Source organism: Moraxella sp. K02 (genome assembly GCF_041154755.1).
Lineage (GTDB): Bacteria > Pseudomonadota > Gammaproteobacteria > Pseudomonadales > Moraxellaceae > Faucicola.
The window spans coordinates 2,218,484-2,240,323 of the sequence record NZ_AP031590.1; the positions used below are offsets into that span (position 1 = coordinate 2,218,484).

A 21,840-nucleotide genomic window follows, 5' to 3' on the forward strand; every position below is an offset into this window, starting at 1 on the left:
AAATCATAGCGCAAGGGTTCAATCATAGAAGGTTGCTGTGATTACCTGCGCTATTTTCGGTGAGCGCAAGGTGTAAATACGGGTCAAGGTCAGCTTGTTTGAGCAGCCAATCGACATAATCAGGCGGCAAGTCTTTAATAGCAACCCCTTTATGTTTGCCAAAGCGCATTACCGTGGGTTTTCGGGCATGTTCACTGGCTTGATGCAGCTGTGCCATATCGGTGATGTGATGCTGATAGCAGATAGCTTTTAATACCAAAAAGGTAAACCAAATATCGTATTTGGCACCATGCGCGAATTTGATATTTTTTTTGGCAACCTGCGGCTCAAAAAAACACAGTAGCGCACCCAAACTATGGCTATCTAACTGCGGAAAAAAATGCCGCGCCAGTGCCAAAGTGCAAATACGCTTAATATTTGATAAATCACATTTGGCATTGGTGAGCACGTCAGCATCAAAGTCGATATTGTGCCCAATGAGATACTCGCAGTCTTTTGGTAACTGAAAATCAGTATGCGGCGGCTTGTCTGCCACATCGTCGTCAAAAATGCCTGTGATGGCTTGGCTGCCCAAAGTAATTTTTTTGTGTGGGTTAAAGCGCTGCTCAAAGGCGTTGTGGGTCTGTAGTATCAACTCGTCTGCTGGACTAAACACCACGCCAATGTAGGCAATTTCGGTCGCATGTGGCTCAACCAATCCATGCGCTTCTGTATCTAAAATATAACTACTCATAACCTTAAAACTTACTAAATCGCTCAATTCACCAGTTGTAGACAATCATCATACACGATTTGGCGATAGCTTCGTTAGGTTTTCAGTATCTTGAGTTTTCGCTATCCTAGGTTTTAAGTATCTTATTCTCAGTATCTTGGGTACACCAACCGCTGTCTAAAGGTTTTGCTTGGTATTTGCTACTTCGCCAATCCTGTTAAATTAGCCAGCTTAACCAACTCAACCAACAAGGGTATGGGTCTCAGGATAACGAATACGGGTCGGTTTAGGGGTGGCGATAAAATACGCCAAGGTTAACGGTCCAAGACGCCCCATATACATCATAAACATAATCACCCATTGCCCGGGCTCACTCAAGGTCGGGGTGAAATTTCGTGACAAACCGACCGTCGACGATGCCGATATCACTTCAAATAAAATATCAGTCAAATGCCCTTCTGGCTCAGATATGGTTAAAATAAACGCCGCTAAAGCAATCATCAAAATCGAGGTGCTCATCACCGCAAACGATTTTTTTACCAAGTGATCAGAGATAGCACGATGAAAAATCGTCACTTGCGGGTGCTGACGCAAATATGCCCTAGTCGATGCTAGGATAACCACAAAGGTGCCAATTTTGATACCGCCACCTGTGGACATTGAGCCTGCGCCAATAAACATCAATATAAAGGTCAATAACGTACTGGCATCTGTCACTTGGCTATAATCAACATTATTAAAACCTGCGGTACGTGACGCCACCGCCATAAACCAAGATGCAAACCACTGCCCAGCTTCGCTCAATCCGCCAATCGTTTTGGCGTTATGACGCTCAAGTAACCAATACAGTATACAACCAATGATATTGAGCGCTAACGTCCCCAAAACCATGACTTTGGTGTGCAGGGTAAATTTTTGCCAGCGCTTGTGTTTGATGATATCTAAAATCACCAAAAATCCGATACCACCCGTGATAATAAGCAAACTTATGATAAAACTAATCATCGGCTGGTGCACATAGGCAGTCATATTGTTGCCATTTAGCGCAAAACCTGCATTGTTAAACGCTGAGATACACAGAAAAAACGCTTCATACATCGCATCTTTTAGCCCTTTTAGCGGTGCTAACAATAGCGTTAACCCTAAAAAACCCAAGCCCTCGGTGATAAAGGCAATTTTGATTACCGCTTTGGCTGTACTGCCAATTTGGTTGCTATGAGTACCCAACGCTTCTTGCGCCGTGATTGAGCCAGATAACCCCATTTTACCTTGCAAACTGGTCAATACCAAAATTGCAAAGGTCATAAAGCCCAGTCCGCCAAATTGAATCAGCGCGGCAATCACCAGTTGTCCAAACGTGGTATAGTTAGCGGTATCTACGACATTTAGCCCCGTGACGGTCACCGCAGAGGTCGCGGTAAAGGCTGCCGCTAGGATACTAATCGGTTGAATCGTTGCGATTGGCAATGACAGCAAAACCGTCCCAATCACAATTAACGCTAAAAATCCCAAGGACAAAATAGCAGGCGATGACAGCTGCAGTCCTTGTTTGGTAGGTGGGTCTAGGTCGTGAGCACTGGGTTTTGATTTATCAACAATCTTTGGTTTGTCGCCTTTTTTGACTTCACGAAACGGCATATCTACACCTAATTACCTTTTTTGCGTGAGTGGTGGGCTAAATAGCCGTTTGGCGAATGGCTTTGGCAAGGCGACGCAGCGCCTGGGTATCACCCCCTACCACCAATTTATCCCCACCTTGAAAGAAAAAGCCATCGGGTAATTGGTTAAAGATTTGCTGGTTGCGTTTTAGCATGATAAAGGTAATATCGGGATGGCTGTGTTGTACATCCGACCACGGGTGCCCTCGCCACTGCTCAGGTGGGTCTAAACGAACCAAAAACTGCTCGTCGCCCAATGCCATGTATTGTTTGACCATCGGATAGTTCATCTTTTGGGCAATACGAACCCCCATGTCTTGTTCGGGATGAATGATATTATTCACCCCTAAGCTTTGCAGGATTTGGTGATGGGAGTCGGTTTTGGCTTTCACCCATAGGTTTTGTACGTTCAGGCTTAGTAGGTTGAGTGTACATAGCAAGCTGGCTTCAAGGTTATCACCAATGCTCACGAGCACCCCGTCGAAACTTGCAAGGTCAAGCTCTTCTATGGTGTCTTTGTCGGTAGCGTCAGCAATCACGGCACGGGTGACATATTCACTGATGTCATCGACCAGTTTTTCATCAATATCAATCGCTAGGACTTGGTTGCCCAATTTTTCAAGCTCTTTAGCACAGGTAATACCAAAAACACCCAGTCCAATAATGGCAAATTGCATTTTGACTTTTCCTTTCTTAGCCCATTTCCTGAGCAAATTTTTTTAAATCATTAATACAGATAACATATTTTCTTATTATTTTCTAGAACGCTGACGACTGGCTTCATACAGCACCATGCCAGTGGCGACACTGACATTTAAGCTTTGGATTTGCCCATGTTCATTGCCAGGCATCGGAATATAAACCAGCTGGTCACAGGTATCTGCGGTCAAGCGGCGAATACCATCACCTTCTGAGCCCATCACAATCGCCACATCACCTGTCAAATCACAGTCTTGCACGGGCTTTGCCGTGTCATCGAGTGCCGTACCAAACACAAACACCCCTTGTTTTTTGATGTCAGTGAGCGTACGCGCAAGATTAGTGACTTGGATAAAAGGCATTAATTCCACCGCACCAACGGCGACTTTTGCCACGGCTGGGGTGATGCTTGAGCTATGATTTTTGGGAATAATGACGGCTGAGACGCCCATTGCCACGGCGGTACGCAAACACGCGCCAAGGTTGTTCGGGTCGGTGATTTGATCAAGCACCAGTAATAATAGCGGTTTTCGCTCGGCTTGGTGTTTGTCAACAAGGTATTTGAGATCTGCTTCATCTTGGAGCTCAGCAGGGCGGGCTTGTAATACCACGCCTTGATGCTGCGGACTCTCTGCAAGTTTGGTGAGTTTGTCTTTGGCGCTGATTTGTATCGCAATCCCGTAGGTTTGGGCAAGCTCGGTGATGTTGGCTACCGTGGCATCATCTTGTTTTTTACCGTCTTGAATAAAGAGTGTCAACCCATCGATACCGCGGTGTTGCAAGATGGATTGCACGGCATGAATGCCATAAAAATAACTCGGTTTTGCCATGATTGATGACCCTTTTCTTCAATTTTATATTTGCCTTGCCCCTAGCCTTCTAGGTGGCAAATGTACTGCACGACTGCTTCATTACGTAACTCATAACTGCTATGCCCTTCGACCAAGAATGCTTGACCGGCACGGTAATAGGTAAACTCTTCCTCGCCTGCCAGTTTGACTTCACACTCGCCTGCCAAGATTTCGATACGTTCAGATGAGTCGGTTTTAAATTCATAGGCTGGCACATCGGCATCACAAGGTAGCACGATTCCTAGCATTTTTTTGCGTCCATCTTCAAACCAAACGGTCCGACTAAAAGTACGACCTTCATAGTAAACATTCGCTATTTTTTCTACCGATACATGGTCGAAACGATTAGGTGACGTCATGAGATTCTCCTTAAAATACACAGTCAGTTGACTTGATAACGCTGCCTTATTATAAAAAATTATAAAGAATTATAAAGATTGGCAAGTCGTTTTGCGGCAACCCGCTTTTTTTAGTCGACAAATGGGTTTTATAATCAAACGCAGTCCGTGACTTGTCGCAATCAGCCAATGCTATTGCCGATAGATTGTTAACGGTTGATAAAAAATTATGTTCCGTTATCCTTATGCAGACGTTGTTTAGACCAATAGGATAGCATCAAATTTAGTCAACTTTTATGACAATCTATTATAACAATCTATGTTTTATGACAATCGATGAAACCGCCCTCAACTTGACTAGGCGAAGATTGCTATACACAGATAACCAATAAAGATATCCTAAAAATACTCAGCTGACTGAAAGTTGGATTTTTGCGTTGCTTATTTTGTAATTGTCCCAATTATGCTATTGTTTAGTGTGAAACAGCTAGATGGAATTTTTACTGATTTTTGAAGACTTGTCTAGGATTATTGTGAGCTTTTCATGACAAGGTTACAATAAAGTTTTTGCAAATTTGACCGCCAATGTGCCACTCTTAACGTCAATGATAGGATTGATATGCTGACACAGTTAACCTTACAAAATTTAGCACTCGTCACCAATGCTGAGGTTGAGATGAATGCTGGATTTAACATTATCACTGGCGAGACAGGTGCTGGTAAATCACTGTTGCTTGACGCCTTGACCTTGTGCGTGGGTGGTCGTAGTGACGCAGGTTTGATTCGGCATGGACAGACCACGGCAGACGCTTTTGCAGAATTTAATATCGGTAAATTACCCGAAGTCATGGCATGGCTGAGCGAGCAAAATTACCCATTTGAAGACGATACACTGCTGATTCGCCGGCAACTTGCCAACCAAAACGGTACGCTTCGTAGTAAAGCTTGGCTCAATGGCATGCCCATTAGTATGAATGAGCTTAAAACCTTGGGTGGGTTACTGGTGAATATTCACAGCCAACATGCCCAGCAAAGTTTGCTGCGTCCGCAATTTGTGATGGAATGGCTGGATAGCGCCACGGGCTTAAATAGCCAAGCAAACGACGTGAAACAAGCGTTTTTGCAGTACGAACGCCTTAAATCACAAGCCGCGCAGCACGCCAAAGACGAGCAATTGCGCCAGCAGCAAATTCAGCTATTGAGTAATCAATTAGCCGATATCGAGCCAATTGCCACTGTCTTATACAGTGAACTTGAAGCCGAATACGATGAATTATCTAACCTTGAAAACCTCATGCAGCAAGCCGCCTTGTCGGTGCAACTACTCGATAATGACAGTGATGAGCCCGATGTGATAAGCCTGCTTAATCGGGCGATTAAACTGTGTGAAGCGCAAACCGAGCTTAGCCAAACCTATGCTGATTGTGTTGAACAGTTGTACTCAGCACATACCCAAATCTCTGAAGTCGCTAGCACCCTGAGCAATTATGCCGAAGGACAAAGCCTTGACCCCAAACGGTTAGCGTTACTTGATGAGCAGTTATCGACGTTCCACCGACTGGCGCGTAAATATCACACCACCCCTGAAAGCCTTGTTGAAGACAGCCAAGCCTGGCAACAGCAATTAGATGATTTGCAATCGGTGATGTCGCCTGAAGCGATGGCAGAGCAAATTGAAGAAGCTTATCAAGCCTACTTGCAAAAAGCCCAAGCGTTGGATGACAGTCGCCAAGCCAATGCCACGACATTAGCTGAAGCCCTAGTCACACGGTTAAAAGCATTGGCATTGCCCAATGTGCAAGCGGCATTTGAATTTACCCCACTGGATAAACCACAAAGTATCGGGTTATCGCAAATCGATTTGCTATTTAGTGCCAATGTCGGCATGCCGATGCAACCGATTCACAAAATCGCCTCAGGCGGTGAATTATCACGGCTAGCCCTTATCATGCAAGTCATTGATGCGCAAGGGGTTTGCCGTAATACGATGACCGATATGGCAACCACCACCCGTCAGTTATTGGTATTTGATGAAGTAGATGTAGGTATCAGTGGTGGCACGGCGCAAGTGGTGGGCGAATTACTGCGTGAGCTGGGTGAAGAACAACAAATCATTGCTATCACTCACCAATCGCAAGTCGCAGCACAAGCCCATCAGCATATTTTGGTGTACAAGACCCAGCAAGAGAAAGCCCAGTCTCACTTAAAAATTCTGTCGGGCGATGACCAAGTGCAGGAATTAGCGCGCATGTCGGGCGGGGTCAATATCACCGAAGACACGCTCAAACACGCGCGCAGTTTGCTAGCAAGTCGCCGTGTCAGTTAATTTAATATCGCCTGTTGTTTTTAATGCTTATTGTTTTTAATGTTTGCCGTTTTTAAGTCGCTTTTAATTAGGTATGCCACTGAATGTCAAAAAACCAAAATCTTACCAACCATTTTTTGATAGCCTCGCCCAATATTGACGGCGGGATTTTCTATCAATCCTTGGTCTATATTTGCCGTCAAGACCAACAAGGCACGTTAGGGCTAGTCATTAACAAACCCATCGAAACCAGCAACGTTGCCAAATTGTTTGAAGAATTAAATATTGATGTGACCATCACTGACTTGCACCGAAAATTACCCTTAGATGGGGGTCCCATGAACCCGGAAGTTGGGTTTGTGCTCCATACTGGACAGCCCGATTGGGTATCTTCGTTTGCCATCACCGAAAACGTCTGTATCACCACTAGCAAGGATATTTTACAAAGTATCGCCAATGGTCAAGGCGTTGAGCATTTTGAGCTTTGTTTGGGTCATGCCAGCTGGGGAAAAGGGCAGCTAGAAGAAGAAATCAACCAAGGCGATTGGTTTGTTTTGCCGGCATCAATGGGGCTACTATTTGATATCGACCATCAGACTCGCTGGCAAGTCGCCGCTCGGCAGTTGGGCGTTGATTTTAACAAACTAAGTACGGATATCGGGCATGCTTAACCTGACTATGGCGCAAGATACCCATCACACCCACACTATCGAAACGGTGATGGGGCTTGATTTTGGCATCGCAAAAATGGGTATCGCCTTGGGCAATACCTTAACCCAAACCGCAAGCCCATTGATGCAGTTTAAAATGGATAATGGCAAACCCAATTGGGATGAATTGCTAAAACTTATCGAGTCATGGCAAGTGAGCACCATCATCATCGGTTTGCCGCTGAATATGGATGGCACTGCATCTGAGCTTGGCAATCGTGCCAAAAAATTTGCTCGTAGGCTCAAGCACCAGCTCGAAGAAGCGCATCGACCACGCCCGATTATTTTGGCGGATGAGCGCTTAACTAGCCGTGAAGCCAAAAATTTGGCTTGGGAATATGGGCTAATCAAAAGTGACAAAGCGCCGATTGATAGTATCGCCTCGGCGATTATGCTTGGCAGTTGGCTTAGAAGTGGCGAAGGAGCGCTGTTATCATGACTCAATTGAATGCGCCTGCTACGCCAACGACCAAAGGCTTTTCTGCCCCTGTTCTTGGCTTGATTGAGCACGCACAGCGACTCAACAAATGGTCAATTTATGTGGTTTATTTGGCAATTGCGCTATTTTTATTATTTGGTACCCTAAAGAGCTTGTCACAGTTTAAGGACAGCCAAACAATTTATACTTTGTTTCATTGGGTGCCTTACGGACTTGTTGGACTGACCATACCGCTATCCTGCTATGTGGCGTTTATTTTATACCGTTACCGTTTAAGCCAGCCGAGCATGCTTGCGCTGTGTATCGGTATGGGATTTGGCTTGTTTGTTATCAGTAGCTATGTCGCCCTAGCCGCCTGGATTGGGGTGGCGTTTATGTTTAAAGCCAATTTAACCCGTTTTTTTAATTTTATCCAAGAAAGTCGACCAACAGAGACTCAACATGCCTGATGCCAATTACCAACTCGATACCCAAGGGCTGATTTGCCCAGAGCCGATTATGCTACTGCATAAAACCGTTCGTAAAGCGCAGTCGGGAGAGGTGATTCATGTCATCGCAACCGACCCTGCGACCACACGCGATATCCCCAATTTTTGTCGTCATCTGGGGCATGAGCTTATCGAGCAGCAAGACATCATTAACCCGCAACAACACCAAAACCCTGATCCGTATGCCAATGTGTATCATTACTGGATTAAGAAAAAAGCTAGTTAAAAAAACGCCCCCTTATCCCGAGATTTCAAGTCATTTATGTCCCAAGTCGCCGCGCGCCAACCCCGCCAAGTCAAAGCCTTACACCTTCATGATGAGCCCAGTTATATTCAGCAGTTTCGCCAAGAGTTGCTAACCCGGGGACTTGCCACCAATACGCGCAACGCTTATATTCGTGACTTGATGCTGTGTGAAGCCACCTGTAGCAAAGCCATCACCCGTTGGGACGCCAGTGACGTGTTGGCTTGCCTAGCAGCGCTCTATAAACAAGGCAAAACAGCACGCAGCCAAGCACGTGCCTTATCATCGCTCAAACAGTTTTTCTTATGGCAAATCAACGCCAATCAGCGTGATGACAACCCGTGTGAGCATATCAAGACCCCAAAACTTGGGCGCGCGCTGCCCAAAGATTTATCCGAAAATGATGTCGATGCCCTACTCGCAAGCCCCGACACATCGACCCCATTGGGCATGCGTGACCAAGCCATGTTTGAAGTGCTCTATGCCTGCGGGCTGCGTGTCTCTGAGCTTATTCATCTATCGCTCAGTGAAGTCAATCTCAATGCTGGCTGGTTACAGGTTACCGGTAAAGGTGATAAGACTCGGCTGGTACCCCTTGGCGAAGTGGCGATTGATGTATTGACCGATTATTTGACCGTAGCGCGACCGCAATTATGTATCATGAAAAATGGGCGAGAAAGTCGCTGCCAAGCGGTATTTTTGACCCAACAAGGCGGCTACATGACCCGCCAAAACTTTTGGTATGTCATTAAACGCTACGCCAAGCAAGCCGGCATCGACAGTGAAATTTCGCCGCATACTTTACGTCATGCCTTTGCCACCCATTTGCTCAATCACGGCGCTGACTTGCGCAGTGTACAGATGTTATTGGGTCACAGTGATTTATCAACCACCCAAATCTATACCCATGTGGCGACAGCAAGACTGCAACAGCTGCATCAGCAGCATCATCCGCGCGCTTAAGGCTGTTTGTTTAAGGCTATTTTTAAGGTAAAAAAATAGCCCACTGACGGGCGCTTTTTTACAGACATTTTTTTTGAAACCCATAAATCATAAAATCGGTCGTAAAGCGCATTGACCCTGCCTGCTCGCAGCGGTCGATTAACGCCTCACGTCTGGGTGGCTGCGCCCGAAATGCATAGGGCGTCATCGTCAATAAATCTTGTAACTGCGTAGCGGTAAGCGAAATCGTGGTTTCCACCCGCGTTTGCTTAACCAACTCAAAATAGGGTGCTAATTCATCGATAAATTTGTCTGAGTCGTGCGCCACGATTTGTTTAAATAGCCCGCCACGCATCTCAATCAAGTGATTGACGGCAGGCTTGGCAATCACTACAAAACCCTGATCGTTGACCAACCGATGAAATTCATCCGCCAAAATCGGGCTAAAAATACTGGTTAACATACTCACCGCCTGACTGGCCAATGGCACTTGCGAAGCAGATGCCACTAAACAATATTTTTGCGTGGTCGTGCTAATTGGTTTAAGTCGTTTGGCAGTGGCAAGTACGGCAGGTTTGCTGATATCAACCGCAACTAACTTGCTTGGGTTAAGCTGTAAAAATCGCTCAGTATAATATCCTTCGCCACAGCCAATGTCTAGCCAATTTACCGATGGTTGGGAGGATAATAGCCCTTTGCAAAAGTCATACAACCCATCTTGCAGCGACTGATAAAACCCCGCTTGCAGAAAACGACGCCGCGCCATAATCGACTCATCACTATCACCGGGGTTTTTGCTATGCTTATTTTGCACCGGCAGTAGATTCACATACCCTTGTTTGGCGACATCAAAATCATGTTGCCGCTGCTGCGCATTTTCACCGGTGCATTGCCAAACTTTTTCACCCACCTTTAGCGGACTTTGGCAAATCGGGCAGCGAAAATTTGCAGAAAATGTCGAAGGCAATGCCACCATAAAAATATCTCAAAAAAAACCGTTAAAAACCCAATTGATATAAAGCGCCGTTAGCGAACGTAGCAAAGTTAGCGAAGTTTCAACGTCATCAGCCCTAATATAACCAAGACAATGGTAATAATCCAAAAACGGGTAACCACTTGGGTTTCTTTCCAGCCGCCTTCTTCAAAATGGTGATGCAGCGGCGCCATGCGAAAGATGCGTTTTTTACGCAGTTTGTAAGAGCCTACTTGTAGCATGACCGATACCGCTTCTGCCACAAATAAACCACCCATGATGAACAGCACAATCTCTTGACGCGTCATCACAGCAATGGTGCCAAGCATCGCACCCAAGGCTAATGCACCAACATCACCCATAAACACTTGGGCGGGATGCGCATTAAACCATAAAAACCCAAGCCCTGCGCCAACCATGGCGCCACACACCACTGTCACATCGCTATTATAAGCAATATAGGGCACGTGGAGATATTCAGCAAAGCGAAAATCCCCTGACACGTAAGCAAACACCCCTAAGCCTGCGGCGACCAACACCACAGGAAAAATGGCGAGACCATCCAAACCATCGGTTAAGTTGACCGCATTTGAGGTGCCATTAATCACAAAATAAGTAAAGATAATAAACGCCAAACCCAATGGTACAGCGGAGAAAGGAATTGACACGTTTTTGAATAATGGAATCAGTAAATCTTGCATGGCGTGAGCTGTCGCCACATGCGGCTGCTGACTGGCAATCCAGTACAAGGACACACCAACAAATAAAGCGCCAACTGACAACCAAAAATATTTTTTGCGTGCAATCAAGCCTTTTGGGTCTTTATATTTGATTTTTAGCCAGTCATCTGCCCAGCCCACCGCGCCAAAAATCACCAAGACCACCAGCAAAATCCATACGTAAGGATTAGTTAGATTCGCCCACAATAGCGTGGTCACCAAAATACTGCCTAAAATCAAAATCCCGCCCATGGTGGGTGTGCCTGTTTTGGCAAGGTGGCTCTGTGGGCCATCGTTACGAATGGCTTGTCCATATTTGAGCGCACGCAGCCGTTCAATGACGCGTCCACCAAACACCATACTGATACCCAGCGCAGTCAGTACCGCTAATAAAACACGTAAGGTCAGCGATGACACAGCCGAAAATGGGGAATAAAATTGGCTTAGCCATTCAAATAACCACAATAGCACGAGTGGACTCCTTAGGGGGTTCTGGGTAAAAACAGGGACTTAAGGTCCCTGTCATTATCATGATAGGATAAATGAAAAATCGCTATGAAAACCGTCTCACGTTGACTCATTAGCAAAAACCCATCATAAAAAGTTGACTATTTTAAGTAAAAATTCACAAAAAATCAGCCAATTTTTATCAAATGGCTGATGAAAGCGCTGTTTTTAGTTAGGATGGCTGACGGATTAACGCATCCATTACTTGCTCCATCATCATATAGCGTGAGCCTTTAAACAAGATATGCCAGGCGTCATCACTATTCGCTAACTTATCTTTGATCGCTGCAAGTAGGGAGGCTTTGTCTGGGTAAGCCTGTGCTTGCATGCCGGATGTTTGCGCTTGCGCGACGGTAACAGGCGTCAACTCCCCCACCGTATACAGCACAGTCACGCCAGAGGCGGCGATAGTCTCACCGAGCTTGCGATGCTCCTCTTGGGCAGTATCACCCAACTCACCAATATCGCCCAACACCAATAGGGTTGGCGCACCTTGACTCACCAATACTTGCGTGGCAGCAACGACAGCACTGGGATTGGCATTATAAGTGTCATCAATTAACGTATGTTTGCCAAACTCAATAAAATTGAGTCGACCTTTGGCAGGTTTGGCGGCATCGAGTCCTTTGGCGATATCATCAATCGACAGCCCCAAAGCTTGCGCACAGGCCGCAGCGGCTAAGGCATTGCTGATGTTGTGTTCACCTGCAAAGTTTAATCTGACGTTTTGAGTCTCGATTTCATCAATTTCAAAATTGAAATTTAGGCTAAAGGTACTGGTATTACCGACTTCCACATCATCGGCAAACACATCGCCCATCAGTAGCACCGTATCTTCATCGGTTAAGCCAATTTCTTTGGCTTGTTGCATATCCACGCCAGCATCCGCCAAGGACACGTCACGCTCGCCAAAGGTGAGAATATTTTGGGTAAATTGTTGCGCATTGTTGAGTAGCGTATCAAAATAATCATCACCAAATGGCACAATCGCTGTACCTGTGTCACTTAATCCTTGATAAATCTCAGATTTGGTTTTGGCGATATTATCACGCCCGCCAAACTCCCCCAAATGGGCAGTGCCGATATTGAGCACACAAGCGACATCGGGTTTGACAAGCTGGGTAGTATAAGCAATCTCTCCGACATGATTGGCGCCAAGCTCCATGACAGCGTAACGATGATCATCGGTCAGCTCTAGTAGCATCATTGGCACGCCCAAATCATTGTTGAGATTGCCGCGAGTAATAAGTGTCGGCGCAATACGGTTTAAAATACTGCCAAGCATTTCTTTGGCGGTGGTTTTGCCGCTCGAGCCTGTAATCGCAACAACTTTTAGATTGGGATGTTGGTCACGGCGGTAAGCACCTAATTTGCCGAGTGCCAATTTTGTGTTAGTCACTACAAGTTGCGGCAAGTCACTTTCGACTGCACGGCTGACAATCGCTAAGACCGCGCCTTTATCTTTGGCAGTTTTTACATAATCATGGCCGTCAAAGTTGTCACCTTTAATCGCTAGAAAAATATCGCCTTGTTCGATTTTGCGGGTGTCAGTGATAATTCTTGTGGATGTCTGGGTAAAATCACTGTGAAAGGTTGGGTTTAGGTCTTTCATCGCTTCGGTTAAGTTGGCAGATTGCCAAATATATGCAGTCATTGTGGTCTCTTTATTGGGGTCTCTTTATTCGCGTCTCTTTATAGTTTATTACTAGCGAATCTCGTCATCTTGCCCATCATTGCGCACCCATACTTTCTTGATTCCTGCAGGAGCGAGCAACAACACTTCGCAATTTTTGGGGCGCGTTGCCAGTTCAAACTCACGGAATTTTTTCATATTATATAGACGCGGGCTATCGCCAAGTAGCAGTTGCCAGATAAGCATGCCAATCCACATGCCGTGGGTAAATACTAGATAGGTACCATCGGGCAAGGCATCAAAATACGCGCGCACTTTTTGTACCCGCGCTACGAAATGCTCAAAACTGTCCGTCACCTCACTGGCTCGGTGCGTAGAATGCTGTTGCCAAAAATCATCGGCAATCACACGGATGTCATCAAATGACAAATCCTTGATGGTGTCAAAATCCAAAAAGTTAAATTCGTGCAATTCGTCGATGACAATGGCTGTGCGCTTAGTGCTTTGTAGATAAGGCTGAGCCGTTTGCTGGGTGCGAAGATACTGGGATACAAAAATCTCGGTGACTGGCTCGCTGATATGGTCAGTGAGCCAGTCCGCCAATGCTTGCGCTTGCGTCTTACCAACGTCAGTAAGATTGATGGCATGATTGGGGCGCACCGCTTGCCCTGCATTGGACTCGCTTTGGGCATGACGGATTAGGTAGATTTTTTTCATGATGCTAGGCTAAGTTATTTGCCAAATTTGTCAATGGCATTTTTTACCACCACTTTATCATCAAAATCGTGGCGTACTCCTTTGATTTCTTGATAGGTTTCATGCCCTTTGCCTGCAATCACCACGATATCGCTAGGCTTGGCATGTTGCACCGCATATTCAATCGCCTTTTGACGGTCTGGCTCAATAATGGCTTGATAGTGCTGCTGGCAAGTCATGCCCGCTTGCATATCGTTCAAAATCGCATTGGGGTCTTCACTGCGTGGGTTATCGGCAGTCAAAATCACTTTGTCAGCTAGGCGCAGGCCTGCTTGCGCCATCAGTGGACGTTTACCCTTATCACGGTCGCCACCACAGCCAAATACCGCCCACAGCTCACCTGTGCAGTGCGATTTTAAACTGGTCAACACCTGCTCTAGCGCATCTGGCGTATGCGCATAATCCACGATAAAACAGCTGCTGGTCGATGGCACCCGATCCATACGACCTGTGGCGCCGCGAAGCTTTGGCACTGCCGCTTGGATTTGCGCCACACTCAATCCCATGGCAGCACTTTGCGATAACGCTAAGGCACCTGCGATACTCGCGAGCAAATTGGCCACATTAAATCGCCCTAACAGTGGACTGTTCACCATTAATTCACCTTGTGGCGTGACAGCTTTTGAAAGAGCAATGGTCAAATCACCCCCTTGCAAACTAGGCAGGATGGTTTTGGCAAAAAAATCAGCTTGGTCATTGATCAAACTATACGTCCACACGGTTAAATTAGACGCATTAGCCTTCTCAATCATCAGCGCACTAAATTCATCATCTAAATGAATAATTGCGTGAGTGAGGGTGGGAAAGTGCGCTTTATCAAACAATCGCGCTTTCGCCTGCGCATAATCGTCCATGTCAGTATGATAGTCGAGATGATCACGGCTTAAATTGGTAAATATCGCCACATTGATGGGTACGCCTTGCAGCCGCTGCTGGTGCAAACCATGAGAGCTGGCTTCAATGGCTAAGGCTTGTACGCCTTGCTTGGCAAAATCATTAATCGCATGTTGCAGATTAAACACTTCTAGGGTGGTGTGGGTACTTGGGGTTAAATTTGGCAAAACCCCATTACCTGCCGTGCCCATCACCGCAGTTTTGATGCCCGATTGACTGATGAGTTGGGCGACCAGTTGACTTACCGTGGTCTTGCCATTGGTGCCTGTCACCGCGATGACCGCTGGTAACTTGGTGGGATGTTGCTGTTGCAAACTGGTTTGAATCAAAGAACCTAAAAAATCACGAATGGTGGGTAAATAAATAATCGGCAACATAAACTGCGACTGGATCGCGGATACATCAATTTCTGACAACACAAACGCCGCTTTGTTGGCGACTTGGGCAAGATAACCTGCAGCTTTTTCTAAATCGAGGCTGTCGGTCGCGTTTTGACTTTTTAGCAATACAAATACATCGCCCTGACCCACTTGACGGCTATCGACCACAAACTGCCCAAACGGTTGATTCATGACAGGGTTTAACAGTTGTCGCACGCTTTCTGGTAGTGATAGTGCAGACATCATCGGTTGCAACGTAATCATAGCTTGTTCCATAGGGTTGTTATAAGTCATTGACGCTTTCGATGCTGGCGGCAGTGGTTTCTTTACCTGATAGCGGCTTGTCAAACGGCACATTGTACAAACGCAAGGCTTCTTTCATCACACTGCGGAACACGGGTGCTGCAACTAAACCACCAAATTTGTCAACACGCGGGTCTTCAACCATAATGGCGACCACAAAACGCGGATTGGAAGCAGGGGCAATACCGACAAACGCGGTGCGGTATTGGTCATCATAGTAGCCGCCTTTGGGATTGGTGCGTCTTGCCGTACCTGTTTTACCCGCCACCCGATAGCCATCGATGGCGGCTAAGGTTGCCGTACCACCCGGCTCAGTGACTGACGTCATCATGTCGACAATGGTGAGGGCATCGCTGGTTTTGATAACTTGCTTGGCGGCAGGTTTGGCAAAAGGAACGGAGACATTATTGGTACTACTGCTATTGAGGGCGTTATCACGGGTACTTTTGAGGAGCGTCAACGGATGCATCACGCCCCCTGCACCTAACACACTGTAAGCTTGCGCAAGCTGCGCTAACGTGACTTGTAGACCGTAACCGTACGACACAGTTGCGCGGCGTGCGATTTCATTTTGCTCAGGCGTTGGCACTAGACCTGCAGATTCACCGGGTAATTTTAGGTTGGTTTTTGCGCCAAACCCAAAGGCTTTTTGCATATCACTCATCGCACTCGCTGGCAAAGAAAGGGCTATTTTTGCTGAGCCGATATTACTCGATTTTTGCAGTAGGGTACGCAGACTAATGGTACCTAAATTGCCATGGTCACGAATAGTATGCCCTTGCACCACCATGCTACCTGGACTGGTGTTAACCAGTGAGTTGGCATTGTATTGTCCTGATTTTAAGCCCGTGGCAACGGTGATGGGTTTCATCACCGAACCGGGTTCAAATACATCCATCAAGGCATGGTTACGCTGGTTTTCATTGGATAAGCTATTTAAGTCATTGGCGTTAAACGACGGCCAGTTGGACATCGCCATCACTTCGCCCGAGTTGACATCAACAATCATACCCGCTGCCCAGCGCGCCTGCTGTACACGTCCGACTTTTTCAAGCTCTTGGTACAAGATGTACTGTAGCCGTGAATCAACGGTTAATTGTAAATCCTTGCCAGCGACTTCAGGTTTGACTTGTTCGATTTCTTTAATACTGTTGTTTTTGGCATCACGCATGACCATGACTTCGCCATCTTTGCCCGATAGCATGTCATTAAATACGCGCTCTACCCCAGCTTGCCCTTGATAATGCGTGCCATCTGTCATGTTGGTACGCGCCATAAAGCCCAATAATTGGGCATTGGGCTGTGGCTGTGGGTAGTAGCGCTGATAAAACGTGTCGGTACTGACCCCAGCAAAATCGGCATCAATGAGCGGCTGCGCTGCTTCAGGTTGCACATTTTTCATTAATGGAAAATAATGCGACCCTGCGCCCGTGGGCAATACGGCTTTGATTGCCTCTTTATCGGCAAGATTGATGTTGTCATTGATACGCACCGCATTTTTAAATTCGCTCACGCTAATGCCTGTCAATGCCGAAAGTTTGGCTAAATCCATGTTCTGCAAGCGTTTTGCAACGCGCTCAAGCTCACGATTGACCGATTTACTCGGTTTAGACTTTTGCAATTCTTGCTGGCGCGCTTTGAGCTCATAGTATTCAACCGCATATTCATGCGGACTAAAGTACGCCGAGGTTAACGGGGCTGAAATCGCAAGCGGCATGTTATTGCGGTCGGTGATCATACCCCGGTAAGACGGTTCTTTTCTTACGGTGGTGATGAGCGAATTACCTTTATCTTGATAGTAGGATTTATTAATGACTTGGATGTATGCCAATCGTCCAAAAATCGCCACAAACACCAGCCCCATCGCTATCCAAATGGACTTAAATCGAATAGCATCTTCTTCGATACTGCCTTGGCGTGAGGCACCACTACGACGCTTTGACGCATTGATTTTAGGGGCAGTGACTTTAAGCACAGGCACTTTGGTGGGTCGCCCTGACATGGCATTGGCGACTTTGGTGGTTATCGATTTTTTATTGCGAGTAGTCAAGCGGTTGCCTCATCAATGCTGCGTTTCTGGATTGATAGCTTGAGTGTTTGACTCGTTGCTGCCGGCGTCACTAGTAAATACCGTGACTTTGTTGTCGTGAATAATCATACGATCGGACAAGTTAGGGTAAAACATATTGAGTTCAGTCACCGCGCGATTGGTCACTTGCGGGGTAGCGCTAAAGGTTTGCTGCTCAATCAGCATGCGTTGGTGTTCCATTTGCAACTGGCGAAATTGTTTTTTGAGTTTTTGCAGCTCGCCATATTGTTGGTGATAAGTTTGAATTTGCTCGACGACACTCACCCCTGTCCACAAAATCGCAATCACTAATAGCATCATCGCAACCGTATATAGACTAACGCCGCGATACTCAGTATCGAGCATCTCGCTAATACTGGCACCCAAGCCTTCACTGCTTTTTTTCATCGTCGTATTATTTTTTACCGTAGCTTCTTTATTTTTGGCGGAGAAAAGACGCGTTTTTTTGGGCGAATTTTGATTATCGCGGCCATTCGGCATGGGGTCACTCGTCATGGGAGGCAGGGGCTGAGATTTTGGCATTTTTATATCAAAGAGCTTTTTATATCAAAGAGCAGGGTATCAAGGTAAAACAAGTCATTATAACGCAACCCATCTAAGTTTGGTTAATGCAATCGTTTTTTATTGTCTGTTATAAATATCATGTTACAAAAACGGCTACTTTTACAGTCGGGTGGCTGAACGAAGCCAAGCACTTCTGGCGCGCGGGTTGGTTTTTATTTCCGTATCCAACGGGGCGACACGCTCAGGTTTAGATAGGAGTTTGGGGCGTTTGGGCGGCATCGGCAAATTGGCATCTTCAGGATATTGACCTTTACTGTGTTTTTGCAAAAACTGCTTGATGATGCGGTCTTCTAGCGAATGAAAACTAATCACCGCCAAGCGTCCCCCTACCTTAAGCGCCATGAGCGATTGATCCAAGAAGCTATCGATATCACCGAGTTCATTATTGATAAAAATACGCATGGCTTGAAAACTTTGGGTGGCAGGGTGCTTGCCTTTTTGCCAGTTGGGATGCGCCTGTTTGATGGTTTCTGCCAGCGCTAGGGTAGAATCGTAGTGGTCCATTTGTTTGATTGCCCTTGCAATACGGCGGCTGTGTCGTTCTTCGCCATAGTTATACAGCACATCGGCAAGCACGGTTTCATCCACGCGTTTTAACCATTGGGCGACCGATTCACCGCGGGTGGTATCCATGCGCATATCGACCGCACCATCGCGCATGAAGCTAAAGCCGCGGCTACCGTCATCCAGCTGCGGCGAGGACACGCCCAAATCTGCCATAATCCCATCGACCTGTTCAATCCCTAATCGCTGCAGATTGTCCTGTAGCTTGGCAAAACTATCATGAATCACTATCACGCGCGCATCACTGGCTGCCAATGCTTGCGCCGTTTGTATGGCTTGGGGGTCTTTATCAAATACCAGCAGACGACTGTCTTTATCCAAATAAGTTAACAGCAATCGGCTGTGCCCACCGCGCCCAAATGTGGCATCGACAAAGGTGCCCGTTTTTTTGATGGTTCCTGTTTCTAGCGCCGCTACAGTTACATTGAGCACACTTGCCACCGTTTCTTTTAATAAAACGGTTTCATGGATAAATTCGGGTGCGCTAACAGTCATAACAGGCTCAATGGGGCTATAAGAAAAAAGAAATTCGCTAAACAATCGCTAGGGTGAAAACAACTAAAAATCATAATTTATCTAACCCCCTATTATCGCTGAAGCAAGCCTAGGGTCAAGTAAAATCATAACCTTGACTAAGTTTTTATGATAAAAATGGTCATCTTTGATAAAACCTAGCCATAAAAAAGACGGTTATAAAACCGTCGTTAATATTCGTTAATACTCGCCAGTATTAAAGGGGTGCTTAATCGTCATAGCCATTAGGGTTTTGGCTTTGCCAACGCCAAGTGTCGGTACACATACGCTCGATATCAAACTCAGCTTGCCAGCCCAACAGATGCTTGGCTTTGTCACTACTGGCATAACAACTGGCAATGTCGCCAGGTCGTCTTGGCGCTATGCTATAAGGCACGGGTTGACCAGTGGTTTTGATAAAGGCATTGACCAATTCTAATACAGATGTTCCTTTACCTGTACCCAAGTTAATCGGCTCAAACCCTAGCTGGGTTTGCTGTTCCAAATACTGTAAAGCGGCGACATGCCCTTTTGCCAAATCGACCACATGGATGTAATCTCGCACGCCTGTGCCATCTACGGTATCATAATCATTGCCAAACACGCTTAACTGCGGCAGCTTACCCACTGCCACTTGGCTGACATACGGCATCAAATTGTTTGGAATACCATTGGGATTTTCACCTATGGTTCCCGTATGGTAGGCACCAATGGGATTAAAATAGCGCAGTGAAATTAATTGCCATTGGTTATCTGATTTTGCCAAGTCTTCGAGTATATATTCAATCATCAGCTTGCTTTGCCCATACGGATTGGTCGCAGAACGCGGTGAGGATTCGACAATCGGCAAGGCTTCTGGGTCGCCATACACGGTTGCTGATGACGAGAAAATCAAGTTTTTTACTTGGGCGTTGGTCATCGCATCGAGTAGATTGAGCGTGCCTGCGACATTGTTTTGATAATACCAAAGCGGCTTGGCAACCGATTCACCGACCGCCTTTAGCCCTGCAAAATGAATCACCGCAGTGAAGTCATGCGCGGCAAAGGTTTTGGCAAGCAGCTGTGTATCCAAAATATCGCCTTCGATAAACTCAATAGACTGCCCTACAATTTGCTGGACACGCGCCAGCGAGGCGGGACTACTATTGGATAAATTATCATACACCACGGGGGTGAAGCCTGCGGCAATTAGCTCAATTAATGTATGTGAGCCGATATAGCCTGCGCCGCCCGTGACTAAGATTTTTTTGCTTTGATTTATCATTGTTTTGCCTATTTTTTACAGCCTATACCCGTATAAAAACCAACGAGCTGCTGAATTTGTGGTTCGGTTAACGTATTTTTTGCATCAAAAATGGGTAATGCAATGTTATTTAAACGATTGATATCCGGCTTGATCGGTAGCGACCAGTTGACAATAAACAACGCTTGCACTTGCGTAAGCGGCGCATAGGCATCGTCAATCAATGAAAACAGCGGATGATTACCGTATAACTCTAACAATTCTTCTTTGGTATTGTTGGCATACACAATCGTCTTGATATTGTATGACCATAACAATTTAATGAGTGGATGAAACGCTGAATGGGTGGTGCGTCCTGTACCATTACGATAGCCTGAGCCCCAAATCATCACCGTTTTATTTTCGATAAAGCCATCAAAATATTGCCAAAATTCACGGAAAATCAGTTCTTTTTGGTCTTCATTAATGGATTTTACCGCCTCGAGCAGCGACGTTTCCACTTGATTGTGCTTAAAACTATCAATCAAAAAATCCAATTCTAGCGGTAATGACTTGCCACCAAACCCCCAACCTGCTTTAAGATAATCTTTACCAATGCGTTTATCCAGCCCAAGGATTTGCTCAACTTGTTTGATATTGACCTGTTCACTGGCGGCGAGACGTGCCATTTCATTCATGAAAGACAAGCGCGTTGCCAGCATTCCCATGATACTACTGCGCGCAAATTCTGCCGTTTTGATATCGGTAATAAAGTGCTTGTCACTCTTTTCAATAAAAAACAGTAAAATGTTGTTGTGCGCGCTACTGCCTTGCGTTTTTTCACCAATCAGTGCCAAATCGGCTTGGAAAAAAGAACTAAAATTCGCCCCATCTTTCATAAAAATAAAGGGAAGATAATACACCCAAGTAGTTGTCAATTTGCGCGCGAATTGTTCAATCTCACCAATGGCTTTGACACCACTGATGATAATCTGGGTCGTTGGGTTAAAATGAAATGAGCCAAATTGGTCAAGCGCCTGCGCTGACACACCATCGACAAACAACCAAATATCATTTGCGCTGACATAGGCTGAAAAATCATGGGTTGGCAAAGGCTGGGTAACGATGTTGCCTTGAGATTGGTACAACTGCCACAGTAGCACCATCTGCCGGTCAAATTGGTAATCATTCATGACCTGCTGAAGGCTATCGTCATCGGTCAATAGCCTGACTTGGTATTGAAGGGTGGCAAGTAAAATACAGGCATTGATTGATTCATTGGTACTGCCAATTACATATACAGTTTTTGTCATTGTTTTCTTCTTTTATCCCTATCC

Annotated in this window: 21 protein-coding genes; 6 read left to right on the top strand and 15 right to left on the bottom strand. The window is 46.0% G+C overall.

The window, feature by feature from the left end; genetic code table 11:
• Positions 1-22 precede the first annotated feature (22 nt).
• The 5 genes from ACAM39_RS10040 to ppnP all read right to left on the bottom strand — a co-directional run bounded on the left by ACAM39_RS10040 (position 23) and on the right by ppnP (position 4,279).
• Entirely contained in the window at positions 23-733 is a 711-nt protein-coding gene (locus tag ACAM39_RS10040) for an exonuclease domain-containing protein (RefSeq protein WP_369627579.1), read from the bottom strand.
• A gap of 219 nt (positions 734-952) precedes the next feature.
• On the bottom strand, positions 953-2,350 hold the full coding sequence (locus ACAM39_RS10045; RefSeq protein WP_369627580.1) for a TrkH family potassium uptake protein: 1,398 nt from the start codon (positions 2,348-2,350) through the stop codon (positions 953-955).
• Positions 2,351-2,387: 37 nt separating this feature from the next.
• A complete protein-coding gene (locus ACAM39_RS10050) occupies positions 2,388-3,047 on the bottom strand; it encodes a potassium channel family protein (protein ID WP_369627581.1) in 660 nt (219 codons plus the stop codon).
• A gap of 75 nt (positions 3,048-3,122) precedes the next feature.
• Positions 3,123-3,899: a 23S rRNA (guanosine(2251)-2'-O)-methyltransferase RlmB gene (gene rlmB / locus ACAM39_RS10055; RefSeq protein WP_036604081.1), complete on the bottom strand. Its 777-nt coding sequence runs from the start codon at positions 3,897-3,899 to the stop codon at positions 3,123-3,125.
• A gap of 41 nt (positions 3,900-3,940) precedes the next feature.
• Positions 3,941-4,279, bottom strand: a complete 339-nt coding sequence (gene ppnP, locus ACAM39_RS10060; protein ID WP_007115041.1) for a pyrimidine/purine nucleoside phosphorylase — start codon at positions 4,277-4,279, stop codon at positions 3,941-3,943.
• Between the two features lie 598 nt (positions 4,280-4,877).
• On the opposite strand from ppnP, the gene recN reads away from it, so the two are divergent.
• The 6 genes from recN (at position 4,878) to xerD (ending at position 9,407) form a co-directional block, all read left to right on the top strand.
• A complete protein-coding gene (recN, locus tag ACAM39_RS10065) occupies positions 4,878-6,584 on the top strand; it encodes a DNA repair protein RecN (protein ID WP_369627582.1) in 1,707 nt (568 codons plus the stop codon).
• An 83-nt stretch (positions 6,585-6,667) separates the two neighbouring features.
• Positions 6,668-7,234 (top strand): YqgE/AlgH family protein, encoded by a 567-nt coding sequence (locus ACAM39_RS10070; protein WP_369627583.1) that lies wholly within the window; start codon positions 6,668-6,670, stop codon positions 7,232-7,234.
• Positions 7,227-7,712 (top strand): Holliday junction resolvase RuvX, encoded by a 486-nt coding sequence (ruvX, locus tag ACAM39_RS10075; protein ID WP_369627584.1) that lies wholly within the window; start codon positions 7,227-7,229, stop codon positions 7,710-7,712. Before ACAM39_RS10070 ends, ruvX begins: the two co-directional genes overlap by 8 nt.
• Entirely contained in the window at positions 7,709-8,161 is a 453-nt protein-coding gene (locus tag ACAM39_RS10080; protein ID WP_100270583.1) for a hypothetical protein, read from the top strand. Before ruvX ends, ACAM39_RS10080 begins: the two co-directional genes overlap by 4 nt.
• Positions 8,154-8,426 (top strand): sulfurtransferase TusA, encoded by a 273-nt coding sequence (gene tusA, locus ACAM39_RS10085; protein WP_100270584.1) that lies wholly within the window; start codon positions 8,154-8,156, stop codon positions 8,424-8,426. Before ACAM39_RS10080 ends, tusA begins: the two co-directional genes overlap by 8 nt.
• A gap of 36 nt (positions 8,427-8,462) precedes the next feature.
• Positions 8,463-9,407 (top strand): site-specific tyrosine recombinase XerD, encoded by a 945-nt coding sequence (gene xerD, locus ACAM39_RS10090; RefSeq protein WP_369627585.1) that lies wholly within the window; start codon positions 8,463-8,465, stop codon positions 9,405-9,407.
• Between the two features lie 58 nt (positions 9,408-9,465).
• Here xerD and ACAM39_RS10095 read toward each other — a convergent pair whose 3' ends face one another.
• The 10 genes from ACAM39_RS10095 to ACAM39_RS10140 all read right to left on the bottom strand — a co-directional run bounded on the left by ACAM39_RS10095 (position 9,466) and on the right by ACAM39_RS10140 (position 21,816).
• Entirely contained in the window at positions 9,466-10,362 is an 897-nt protein-coding gene (locus ACAM39_RS10095) for a putative RNA methyltransferase (protein ID WP_369627586.1), read from the bottom strand.
• 68 nt (positions 10,363-10,430) lie between these two features.
• On the bottom strand, positions 10,431-11,549 hold the full coding sequence (gene mraY / locus ACAM39_RS10100) for a phospho-N-acetylmuramoyl-pentapeptide-transferase (RefSeq protein WP_007115049.1): 1,119 nt from the start codon (positions 11,547-11,549) through the stop codon (positions 10,431-10,433).
• Positions 11,550-11,757: 208 nt separating this feature from the next.
• On the bottom strand, positions 11,758-13,239 hold the full coding sequence (locus ACAM39_RS10105) for a UDP-N-acetylmuramoyl-tripeptide--D-alanyl-D-alanine ligase (protein ID WP_369627587.1): 1,482 nt from the start codon (positions 13,237-13,239) through the stop codon (positions 11,758-11,760).
• A gap of 51 nt (positions 13,240-13,290) precedes the next feature.
• Positions 13,291-13,935: a histidine phosphatase family protein gene (locus ACAM39_RS10110; RefSeq protein ID WP_369627588.1), complete on the bottom strand. Its 645-nt coding sequence runs from the start codon at positions 13,933-13,935 to the stop codon at positions 13,291-13,293.
• 14 nt (positions 13,936-13,949) lie between these two features.
• Positions 13,950-15,512, bottom strand: coding sequence for a UDP-N-acetylmuramoyl-L-alanyl-D-glutamate--2,6-diaminopimelate ligase (locus ACAM39_RS10115; protein WP_369627589.1), 1,563 nt, complete (start codon positions 15,510-15,512; stop codon positions 13,950-13,952).
• Positions 15,513-15,531: 19 nt separating this feature from the next.
• Positions 15,532-17,601, bottom strand: a complete 2,070-nt coding sequence (locus ACAM39_RS10120) for a peptidoglycan D,D-transpeptidase FtsI family protein (protein WP_369627590.1) — start codon at positions 17,599-17,601, stop codon at positions 15,532-15,534.
• 12 nt (positions 17,602-17,613) lie between these two features.
• Positions 17,614-18,162, bottom strand: coding sequence for a cell division protein FtsL (gene ftsL, locus ACAM39_RS10125; RefSeq protein ID WP_369627591.1), 549 nt, complete (start codon positions 18,160-18,162; stop codon positions 17,614-17,616).
• 141 nt (positions 18,163-18,303) lie between these two features.
• A complete protein-coding gene (gene rsmH / locus ACAM39_RS10130) occupies positions 18,304-19,263 on the bottom strand; it encodes a 16S rRNA (cytosine(1402)-N(4))-methyltransferase RsmH (protein WP_369627592.1) in 960 nt (319 codons plus the stop codon).
• 247 nt (positions 19,264-19,510) lie between these two features.
• Positions 19,511-20,545, bottom strand: coding sequence for a UDP-glucose 4-epimerase GalE (gene galE / locus ACAM39_RS10135; RefSeq protein WP_369627593.1), 1,035 nt, complete (start codon positions 20,543-20,545; stop codon positions 19,511-19,513).
• A gap of 8 nt (positions 20,546-20,553) precedes the next feature.
• Positions 20,554-21,816: a UDP-glucose 6-dehydrogenase gene (locus ACAM39_RS10140; RefSeq protein ID WP_369627594.1), complete on the bottom strand. Its 1,263-nt coding sequence runs from the start codon at positions 21,814-21,816 to the stop codon at positions 20,554-20,556.
• Between the last annotated feature and the right edge of the window lie 24 nt (positions 21,817-21,840).

Bases quoted from the DNA above. Each gene is read 5' to 3' on its own strand.
- galE (WP_369627593.1), bottom strand. From the start codon at position 20,545: ATGATAAATCAAAGCAAAAAAATCTTAGTCACGGGCGGCGCAGGCTAT.
- ACAM39_RS10110 (WP_369627588.1), bottom strand. From the start codon at position 13,935: ATGAAAAAAATCTACCTAATCCGTCATGCCCAAAGCGAGTCCAATGCA.
- rlmB (WP_036604081.1), bottom strand. From the start codon at position 3,899: ATGGCAAAACCGAGTTATTTTTATGGCATTCATGCCGTGCAATCCATC.
- ftsL (WP_369627591.1), bottom strand. From the start codon at position 18,162: ATGCCAAAATCTCAGCCCCTGCCTCCCATGACGAGTGACCCCATGCCG.
- ACAM39_RS10070 (WP_369627583.1), top strand. From the start codon at position 6,668: ATGTCAAAAAACCAAAATCTTACCAACCATTTTTTGATAGCCTCGCCC.
- rsmH (WP_369627592.1), bottom strand. From the start codon at position 19,263: ATGACTGTTAGCGCACCCGAATTTATCCATGAAACCGTTTTATTAAAA.
- ACAM39_RS10040 (WP_369627579.1), bottom strand. From the start codon at position 733: ATGAGTAGTTATATTTTAGATACAGAAGCGCATGGATTGGTTGAGCCA.
- recN (WP_369627582.1), top strand. From the start codon at position 4,878: ATGCTGACACAGTTAACCTTACAAAATTTAGCACTCGTCACCAATGCT.
- ACAM39_RS10095 (WP_369627586.1), bottom strand. From the start codon at position 10,362: ATGGTGGCATTGCCTTCGACATTTTCTGCAAATTTTCGCTGCCCGATT.
- xerD (WP_369627585.1), top strand. From the start codon at position 8,463: ATGTCCCAAGTCGCCGCGCGCCAACCCCGCCAAGTCAAAGCCTTACAC.
- ruvX (WP_369627584.1), top strand. From the start codon at position 7,227: ATGCTTAACCTGACTATGGCGCAAGATACCCATCACACCCACACTATC.
- ACAM39_RS10115 (WP_369627589.1), bottom strand. From the start codon at position 15,512: ATGATTACGTTGCAACCGATGATGTCTGCACTATCACTACCAGAAAGC.
- ACAM39_RS10105 (WP_369627587.1), bottom strand. From the start codon at position 13,239: ATGACTGCATATATTTGGCAATCTGCCAACTTAACCGAAGCGATGAAA.
- ACAM39_RS10050 (WP_369627581.1), bottom strand. From the start codon at position 3,047: ATGCAATTTGCCATTATTGGACTGGGTGTTTTTGGTATTACCTGTGCT.
- ACAM39_RS10080 (WP_100270583.1), top strand. From the start codon at position 7,709: ATGACTCAATTGAATGCGCCTGCTACGCCAACGACCAAAGGCTTTTCT.
- tusA (WP_100270584.1), top strand. From the start codon at position 8,154: ATGCCTGATGCCAATTACCAACTCGATACCCAAGGGCTGATTTGCCCA.
- ppnP (WP_007115041.1), bottom strand. From the start codon at position 4,279: ATGACGTCACCTAATCGTTTCGACCATGTATCGGTAGAAAAAATAGCG.
- ACAM39_RS10045 (WP_369627580.1), bottom strand. From the start codon at position 2,350: ATGCCGTTTCGTGAAGTCAAAAAAGGCGACAAACCAAAGATTGTTGAT.
- ACAM39_RS10140 (WP_369627594.1), bottom strand. From the start codon at position 21,816: ATGACAAAAACTGTATATGTAATTGGCAGTACCAATGAATCAATCAAT.